Annotated in this window: 10 protein-coding genes; 3 read left to right on the top strand and 7 right to left on the bottom strand. The window is 61.5% G+C overall.

Annotation, left to right across the window (positions count from 1 at the left end; genetic code table 11):
• The 5 genes from JJ869_RS07950 to JJ869_RS07930 all read right to left on the bottom strand — a co-directional run.
• Positions 1-238 (bottom strand): homocysteine S-methyltransferase family protein (locus JJ869_RS07950; protein ID WP_292265904.1); only part of this gene is annotated, 238 nt, incomplete at its 3' end.
• Positions 235-2,673, bottom strand: coding sequence for an FAD-dependent oxidoreductase (locus JJ869_RS07945; protein ID WP_292265902.1), 2,439 nt, complete (start codon positions 2,671-2,673; stop codon positions 235-237). The genes JJ869_RS07945 and JJ869_RS07950, both read right to left, overlap by 4 nt.
• An 11-nt stretch (positions 2,674-2,684) precedes the next feature.
• Positions 2,685-3,308 carry a LysE family translocator gene (locus JJ869_RS07940; protein WP_292265900.1) on the bottom strand — a complete coding sequence of 208 codons (624 nt, stop codon included), beginning with the start codon at positions 3,306-3,308 and terminating at the stop codon, positions 2,685-2,687.
• A gap of 3 nt (positions 3,309-3,311) precedes the next feature.
• Positions 3,312-3,716, bottom strand: coding sequence for a GFA family protein (locus JJ869_RS07935; RefSeq protein WP_292265899.1), 405 nt, complete (start codon positions 3,714-3,716; stop codon positions 3,312-3,314).
• Positions 3,716-4,288 (bottom strand): helix-turn-helix domain-containing protein, encoded by a 573-nt coding sequence (locus tag JJ869_RS07930; protein WP_292265897.1) that lies wholly within the window; start codon positions 4,286-4,288, stop codon positions 3,716-3,718. Before JJ869_RS07930 ends, JJ869_RS07935 begins: the two co-directional genes overlap by 1 nt.
• Positions 4,289-4,297: 9 nt before the next feature.
• Here JJ869_RS07930 and JJ869_RS07925 point away from each other — a divergent pair, with 9 nt between their 5' ends.
• The gene (locus tag JJ869_RS07925) at positions 4,298-4,534 is read left to right on the top strand and encodes a hypothetical protein (protein WP_292265894.1); all 237 of its coding nucleotides are present in this window, start codon (positions 4,298-4,300) and stop codon (positions 4,532-4,534) included.
• Between the two features lie 2 nt (positions 4,535-4,536).
• Here JJ869_RS07925 and JJ869_RS07920 read toward each other — a convergent pair whose 3' ends face one another.
• Positions 4,537-4,992 (bottom strand): GAF domain-containing protein, encoded by a 456-nt coding sequence (locus JJ869_RS07920; RefSeq protein WP_292265891.1) that lies wholly within the window; start codon positions 4,990-4,992, stop codon positions 4,537-4,539.
• Between the two features lie 57 nt (positions 4,993-5,049).
• Positions 5,050-6,213: an acetyl-CoA C-acyltransferase gene (locus JJ869_RS07915; protein ID WP_292265888.1), complete on the bottom strand. Its 1,164-nt coding sequence runs from the start codon at positions 6,211-6,213 to the stop codon at positions 5,050-5,052.
• Positions 6,214-6,306: 93 nt separating this feature from the next.
• On the opposite strand from JJ869_RS07915, the gene JJ869_RS07910 reads away from it, so the two are divergent.
• Both JJ869_RS07910 and JJ869_RS07905 read left to right on the top strand, forming a co-directional pair.
• The gene (locus JJ869_RS07910; protein WP_292265886.1) at positions 6,307-6,645 is read left to right on the top strand and encodes an STAS domain-containing protein; all 339 of its coding nucleotides are present in this window, start codon (positions 6,307-6,309) and stop codon (positions 6,643-6,645) included.
• On the top strand, positions 6,626-7,057 hold the full coding sequence (locus tag JJ869_RS07905) for an ATP-binding protein (protein ID WP_292265884.1): 432 nt from the start codon (positions 6,626-6,628) through the stop codon (positions 7,055-7,057). The genes JJ869_RS07910 and JJ869_RS07905 overlap by 20 nt, the downstream gene beginning before the upstream one ends.
• Positions 7,058-7,223: the final 166 nt, after the last annotated feature.

The following is a 7,223-nucleotide window of genomic DNA, read 5'->3' as shown; positions in this document are numbered from 1 at the left end:
TACGATGCAGGTCTTCAAACCGGCTTTCATGCTCGGTTCCCGCCAGCCGGTCGCGGTGGATGGCATAGGTGTTGGTCGTGGCGATCTCGGCCCCGGCGGCAAAGTAATCCGCGTGAATCTCGCGGACCAGATGGGGCATGTCGATCATCACTTGCGTTGACCACAGCGGTGTTGGCGGAGTGCCCGAACGGTGAATGAGTTCCTGACCCATTCCGCCGTCCAGTAGTGTGATTGTCATGCGCGCAGCCTTTCGTTTTGCGGATCCCAGAGGGGTTCATGCTTCTGGACGACCGCCTTGCGCATTTCGCCGAAGATGTCGATCTCAAGTTCCGTGCCCGGCACCGCCAGATCGGCCCGCAGCATACCCAGCGCAATGGAGGCATTCACCCGGTAGCCCCAATCACCGCTGGTGGTTTCGCCCACGACCTGTCCGTCATGCCAGAGCGTCGACATGTAAGGCGCGTCATACCCGCCCGCATCGACGAGCAGCGTCACAAAGCGTTTGGTCACGCCCTGCTGCTTTTCGCTCTGAAGCGCGGCCTTGCCGGGGAAATCCTGCGGCTTGTCCAGCTTGACGAACCGGTCCAGCCCGCCTTGGAGCATGGTGTAGTCGGTCGAGAGGTCGCCCTTCCAAGCGCGGTAGCCCTTTTCGATCCGCAAGGAATTGAGCGCATACATGCCAAAGGGTTTGGCCCCCGCGCCCAGAATGGCGTCGTAGATCTCGGGTGCGTCTTCAGTCAGGCAGTGCACTTCCCACCCAAGCTCTCCGGCGAAGGACACGCGCAGCAGAACGCACGGTTTGCCGCAGACGTTGGCCTCCTGGAACGACAGCCAAGGCAGCGTCAGGTCGGCATCCGTCAAAGGTGCCAGCATCTCACGCGATTTCGGCCCGGTCACGAGGAAACACTCGTATTTCGTCGTGCGGTCCTGCACGGTCAGCCCCTCGGGCAGATCGCGCAGCAGGACATCGCGGTCGTGCCATTGCGCAACGGCAGCCGTGATCAGCCAGATCGCCTCGTCGCTTTGCGGGATCACCGACATCTCGGTCAGGATGCGGCCCCGGTCATCCGGGAAATAGGCCAGACCCACGCGTCCCGGTTTCGGCAGGGTAGAACAGGTGAGCGCATCGACATGCGCCCGCGCGCCGGGACCTTCGACCGACAGGCGCGTAAAGCCGGAAATGGCGATCACACCCGCCGCATCGCGTACCGCTTCGCATTCTTCCATGATCCGCTGCTGCCACGGGCCTTTCCGCGCCCAGGTTTGGGTCGCCTCCTCAGACGTGTCATCGCCCGGCTGCGCAAACCAATTGGCGCGTTCCCAACCGTTATATGCCCCCATCACGCCGCCCGCCGCGATGATCTTGTCATGCACCGCCGACAGTTTCTTGTCGCGCCCGGCTGGCCATGCGTGACGCGGGAAATGCATGGCGTATTCGTGGCTGTAGGTCTCGATCGCCTTCTGGTCGGAATAGTTCTGATCGGCGTAATCGGTGTAGCGGCGCGGATCGACGGCCCACATGTCCCATTCGGTCTGGCCTTCGGTGACCCATTCCGCCAAAACCTTGCCCGCGCCGCCGCCTTGGGTAATGCCAAAGGTGAACACACAAGCCTCGAACGCGTTGGGCACACCCGGCATCGGCCCGATCAGCGGCAGGCCATCCGGCGCATAAGGGATCGGTCCATTGATCACCCGGCCCACACCGGACGCACCCAGAATGGGCACACGGGCCATTGCATCCTCGATATACCATTCGAGCCGTTCCAGATCGTCCGGGTAAAGCTGGAAGCTGAAATCGTCCGGCATGGGATCGTCCGGCGTGACCCAATGCGCCTTGCAGTTCCGTTCGTACGGTCCAAGGTTCAGACCGTATTTTTCCTGCCGCAGGTAGTAGGAGCTGTCCACATCGCGCAAGAGCGGCAGCTTGCCGTTTTCCTTTGACCACGCTTCCAATTCAGGCACCGGTTCGGTCAGGAAATACTGGTGGCTCATCACGGTCATCGGTACCGTGCGCCCGCCATAGGGCTTGAACCATTCGCCGACGCGCTGGGCATAGTAGCCCGCGGCGTTGACCACCTTTTCGCAGGTGATGTCGCCCTTGTCAGTGTGCACGATCCACTCATCACCCTTGCGGCTCACGCCCGTGGCAGGGCAGAAGCGTTCGATCTTCGCCCCCATCATCCGCGCGCCCTTGGCCAAGGCCTGCGTCAACTGCGCCGGGTCGATGTCGCCATCGTCCGGGTCATACAAAGCGCCCGCGAGATCGTGCGTTTCGATGAACGGATAGCGCTCCTTGATGTCGCCCACCGCCATCATCTCAAGGTCAAGGCCCTGATATCGACCCATTGCGCGGGCGCGTTCGAACTCCTGCATCCGCTCTTTCGTGTGGCCCAAACGGATTGACCCGGTGACGTGGTAGTTCATCGGGTAATCGACCTCGTCCGCCAGCGTCCGGTAGAGCGACAGTGAATAGCGCTGCATGTTCATCACCGCCCAGCTTGTGCTGAAGGACGGGCAGTTCCCGGCGGCGTGCCATGTGGAGCCTGCGGTCAGTTCGTTCTTCTCCAGAAGCACGCAATCCCAACCCGCCTTGGCGATGTGATAGGCGCACGACGCACCAACGACGCCGCCGCCGATGATGACGACACGGGTGGTGGTGGGGAAATCGGACATGGGTGGTCTCCTCAGTTCCAGGCAAGGCGCAGCGCGAGCCCGCCAAAGACAATTGCGGATAGTTTGCCCAGCCAGCCAGACGCGCGCTGAATGCGGGCTGCGGCGAGGCCGGCAAACCCGCCGAGCACGCAGTAGACGGCAAGTTCCCCGAACGCGAGAAGCGTGCCAAGGATCAGGATCTGTTGCCAGACGGGGCCGATGGCTGGATCGGCGAATTGCGGCAGGAAGGCCAGCACGAAAAGCCCCACCTTGGGGTTCAGGATGTTGGTCAGAAACCCCCGCCGGAACGCGCGCCACGTGTCGCTGCGCCCTTCGCGGCGGGTGGGGTCGGACGTGTCGGTCCATGTGTGGTAGGCCAGCCAGAGCAGATATGCCGCCCCCGCATAGCGCAATGCATCATAGGCGATGGGATAGGTGAACAGCAGCACGGCCAGACCTGCCGCCGCGATCACCACGTGTCCCATGACCCCCAATCCGATTCCCGCTGCCGCCGCCATTCCCGACCGCGCGCCACCGCGCATACCACTGGCCAGCGTGAACATCATGTCCGCACCGGGGGTGATGTAGAGCACCAGCGCCGCCCCCATGAAGGTGACGTAGGTCCAAAGCGGAATGGAAAGGGCGAGGTCAAACATCGGTCAATCCTCGCGCTGTGGGTCGTTGGGGTTGATGGCGTAGTAGTCGCCCTTGGTCTTGGTGTGGATGTGGCCGCGCAGGGTCAGTCCGGTTGGCCCGTCGATGGAGCCTGTGGAGAAACAGATGAACGGATCGTCCTCATGGTCCCAAAACAGCGCTGATCCGCAGGTCGGACAGAACCCGCGCCGGGCTTTCTCAGAGGACTGGTACCAGCGCACCTCGCCTCTGATTTCAAGGGTGCCATTGGGCACATAGGAGGACGCCCAGACATGACCTGACTGCTTGCGGCACTGGGTGCAGTGACAGGCGGCTGGCGCGCCCGCTGCTCCATGTGCGGTATAGGTGACTGCGCCGCAGAGGCAGCTTCCTGTCAGGGACACCGGGCCGGAGGGGGATGCGTCGCTCATCAATACACCGGAGGTGCAATGACCCAGATCACCACGGCGGGGTCATCATAGGGGTTGATCCATTCGAACGGTTCCGCCTTGATCCGGAAACTGTCGCCGGGGGTCAGGGTGAACCGTCTGTCGCTGATGATAAGGTCGAGCTTGCCCGACAGGATATAGCCCACCTCCTGCGTGGGCCGGGTGACGACCTCGCCAATGCGGCTGCGCGGCTGAAAGGTGGAATGCACCACCTCGAAATCATCTGACAGGTCGGGCGAGAGCAGTTCTTCCACCAGCCCGCTGTCGCCGCTGCCGATGGGACGTCGCGCACCTGCGCGGACGACATACCCGGCCTCGTCCGCTGCGGCCTGTGGTGTGCCGAAAAGAAGCGAAACGGGGACATCAAACAGCTTGGCGATATGGCGCAGGTCAGTGATGGAAGGTGCGGACAGATCGCGCTCGATCTGGCTGACCCAACCAACGGACCGTCCCAACCGATCCGCAATGTCCTGCAGCGTAAGCCCACGCGCCTTGCGCAGCGCCCGAAGGTCCGCGCCAAGCGTTTTGCTGTGAAGAACCGGATCGTGCTGCACGACTCGCCCATGAAATTTCTGTCCAGAATTTCATGGCACGGTTTGATGAAAATTCAAAAGAAATTTTCACCATGGCGACACGGTCACCAAATTTCTGCAATTTGGACGGATGGAACCAAATCCGGGGTCGGCTGGTTGGTCGGGTGTCAAACGCAAATCAAGGACCACCCAATGAACCGCATCATCTACCTTGTCGGACTTGTCGTCATCGTCATTGCCATCCTGTCTTTCATCGGCATCGCCTGATCCTAAGTCACGGCCGCGAAGGTCTCTTTCAGAATATCCAACAGCGCGTCTGCATCCTCTTTCGTAAACGCATCCGGCTGATCGCTGTCGATGTCAAACACACCGAGCAACCGGCCTTTGCCGTTCCAGACTGGCAAGACCAGTTCCGACCGAGTTGAGGAGGCACAAGCGATGTGGCCGGGGAACGCGTCCACATCCGGAACCAACTGAACTTCTCCGGTGCGGGCCGCAGCGCCGCAGACCCCGCGCGAGAACGGGATGGTCAGGCAGCCATGCCCGCCTTGATACGGCCCGATCTTGAGAAGCTCTGGCCCGGCCACGCGGTAAAAGCCCGTCCAGTCGAAGCGGTCATCGGCGTGATGTACCTCGCAGGCGACAGTGGCCATCAGGCTGACCGTGTCGGTTTCGCCTTCGGTCAGCGCGGCAATGGTTTTGGCAAGCGTTATGTAGTCGGCCATGTGATATTTGTAGGGGCCAGCCCCCACACCCCCGAGGTATTGGTAGCCCAAAGAAACCTAGATGCGTTCAATTGCGATGGCAGTGCCTTCGCCACCGCCGATGCAGATCGCAGCCACACCGCGCTTCAGCCCACGCTTTTCCAGCGCGTTGAGCAGCGTGACGATGATCCGCGCGCCCGAGGCGCCAATGGGATGGCCCAGGGCACAGGCGCCTCCATTCACGTTCACGATGTCGCGGCTCAGTCCCATTTCATGCATGAACGCCATCGGCACCACGGCGAAGGCTTCGTTCACCTCCCAGAGATCGACATCGTCCTTGCTCCAGCCAATCTGGTCCAGCAGCTTCTGCGCGGCAGGGACCGGCGCCGTGGTGAACAGACCCGGTGCCTGTGCATGGCTTGCGTGACCCACGATCCGGGCGCGGGCCCTGTCGCCTGCGGCCTCTGCCGTGGTCAGAATCAGCGCCGCAGCCCCGTCCGAGATGGAAGAGCTGTTGGCAGGCGTCACCGTCCCGTCCTTGCGGAATGCAGGCTTCAATGTCGGGATCTTTTCGGGCCGCGCATTGCCGGGCTGTTCGTCCTCGGACACGATCACCTCGCCCTTGCGGGTCGAGATGGTGACCGGCGTGATCTCATGCTCGAAAGCGCCGGATGTCTGTGCGTCGAGCGCATTGGACAGCGATCGTAGCGCATATTCATCCTGCGCCTCACGGGTGAACTGGAACGCCTCGGCGCAGTCTTCGGCAAAGGTGCCCATCAGGCGGCCCTTGTCATAGGCGTCTTCCAGACCGTCGAGGAACATGTGATCAATCACCTGACCGTGGCCGATCCGCGCTCCGCCGCGCATCTTGGGCAACAGGTAGGGCGCATTGGTCATAGACTCCATTCCACCCGCCACGATTGTGGTGGCACGGCCCAAGGCGATGGCGTCGAAGGCCATCATCGCCGCTTTCATGCCGGACCCGCACATCTTGTTGAGCGTGGTCGCCGGCACATCTTCGCCAAGACCGGCGGCAAAGCCCGCCTGCCGCGCCGGGGCCTGTCCTTGCCCGGCAGGCAGAACGCAGCCCATCAGCACTTCGTCAACAAACGGGGTGCCGGCCTGCTGCAAAGCCGCGCGGATCGCGGCGCCGCCCAGATCAACAGCAGACAGTTCGGAAAACGCCCCCTGGAAGCCCCCCATCGCGGTGCGCGCAGCCCCGGCGATTACAACCTCAGCCATGTGATCTCTCCCCGCTGTCATCTCTTTGGCCTTGCATACCGGATGGTAAGGATTGGCGTCTAGGGTGCCCGGCACATCAAATGCCGAGGCTCCATGGAACTGATCGTTGAACATCACGCTGCTGCCACGCTTATCCGCGTGAATGCCACGCGCATCGACGCGCCCACCGCGCTGCACTTCAAGGAAGAGATGCGGTCGACCACCGGAAAAGACGAAGGCCGGTTCATTCTGGATTTGCAGCACGTCACCTTTATCGACTCAAGCGGATTGGGTGCCGTTGTTGCGTCGATGAAGCAATTGCGGCCCGGGCAGACGCTCGAACTCGCGGCGCTGCAACCCATCGTCGACAAGGTGTTCCGACTCACGCGCATGGACACGATTTTTGCGATCCACGCAGACGCGGATCGGGCCGTTGCCAGCGAAAAAACCTGACTCACCGATTCTACTCGCGCTCTGCCTGCCCGCGTTGAACGTGGCAACGCCGGATGTTCTGCGTGCGTGTATCAATGCCTTGGCAGGCTCAAAAGCCGCGCCCCTCGGCGATGATGTCCAGATCGTTTTGGCGGAAGCCGTCAACAATATCGTGGAGCACGCCTATATCTGCATGGGTTTCGGTGCCTTGGCGCTGCGCATCTCTCTGACCGGTCAGAGCCTGAAGATAGACCTGATCGACTGGGGATGCCCGCTTCCCAACCTGTCGCTCCCGGCCGGACACGCGCCCGAGCCAGAGACGCTGAGCGAGGGTGGATACGGCTGGTTGTTGATTCGCTCTCTCGTTTCGACATTGGAATATCAACGGCTCGCCGACTCAAACCAGCTTTCCCTGCATTTTGATCTGTGCTGAAACCCTCTGGCCCGCCCCAGTTTGGCCGTGTTTCCAAAGATTGTCGCCAAGGCGGAAATAGTCTTAAAATTAAAGGTAATTTGCAGAGTTTTGGGGAAACGATGCCAAGGAATGGTCGCAATCGTTCCGAATTGTGGCCTTGGTTGAACGGCAAACAGTAAGGGTA

The sequence above is a fragment of the Marivita sp. genome (assembly GCF_017643905.1).
In the GTDB taxonomy this organism is placed as follows: Bacteria; Pseudomonadota; Alphaproteobacteria; order Rhodobacterales; family Rhodobacteraceae; genus Marivita.
Note: the sequence above shows the minus strand (reverse complement) of the source record. Positions and strands in the feature narration are given on the sequence as shown.

Coding starts and splice junctions, on each gene's coding strand:
- JJ869_RS07945 (WP_292265902.1), bottom strand. CDS start 2,673: ATGTCCGATTTCCCCACCACCACCCGTGTCGTCATCATCGGCGGCGGC.
- JJ869_RS07940 (WP_292265900.1), bottom strand. CDS start 3,308: ATGTTTGACCTCGCCCTTTCCATTCCGCTTTGGACCTACGTCACCTTC.
- JJ869_RS07935 (WP_292265899.1), bottom strand. CDS start 3,716: ATGAGCGACGCATCCCCCTCCGGCCCGGTGTCCCTGACAGGAAGCTGC.
- JJ869_RS07925 (WP_292265894.1), top strand. CDS start 4,298: ATGAAATTTCTGTCCAGAATTTCATGGCACGGTTTGATGAAAATTCAA.
- JJ869_RS07920 (WP_292265891.1), bottom strand. CDS start 4,992: ATGGCCGACTACATAACGCTTGCCAAAACCATTGCCGCGCTGACCGAA.
- JJ869_RS07915 (WP_292265888.1), bottom strand. CDS start 6,213: ATGGCTGAGGTTGTAATCGCCGGGGCTGCGCGCACCGCGATGGGGGGC.
- JJ869_RS07910 (WP_292265886.1), top strand. CDS start 6,307: ATGGAACTGATCGTTGAACATCACGCTGCTGCCACGCTTATCCGCGTG.